Raw genomic sequence first — 334 nt, 5'->3', positions numbered from 1 at the left:
ACTCAACTTGCGCTGCATAAGGTGTTCCCAAACGCCAAAATCGCAGAATGGGCTTCAAATCACCATGAACGCTTGGACGGCTCTGGCTACCCTTACCATAAAACATCAGAAGAACTCGACATCCCTTCTCGCATTATTGCCGTTGCCGATGTGTTTCAGGCACTATCGCAAGATCGCCCTTATCGAGGACGAATGAGCCAAACACAAATTGCTGAGATCATGGATGACCTAATTGAGCAGAATAAACTCTGCGCTCACGTCTATGAGGTGTTAGAGCAGAATATGACGGCTTGCTACAACATATCTATTTGCCACTAAAAGCCGATTTCCGGAC

The 334-nt window shown here is 46.7% G+C and carries 1 protein-coding gene; it reads left to right on the top strand.

The genetic code is table 11. The features are described 5' to 3' along the window. Positions 1 to 318: HD domain-containing phosphohydrolase (locus CBX98_RS25795; RefSeq protein ID WP_277949516.1), on the top strand; the 318-nt coding region annotated here is incomplete at its 5' end. Between the last annotated feature and the right edge of the window lie 16 nt (positions 319 to 334).

It is taken from the genome of Vibrio sp. T9, assembly GCF_003123985.1.
Classification (GTDB): domain Bacteria; phylum Pseudomonadota; class Gammaproteobacteria; order Enterobacterales; family Vibrionaceae; genus Vibrio; species Vibrio diabolicus.
The sequence above is the reverse complement of the archived record's forward strand: the minus strand, read 5'-3'. Positions and strand labels throughout refer to the sequence as shown.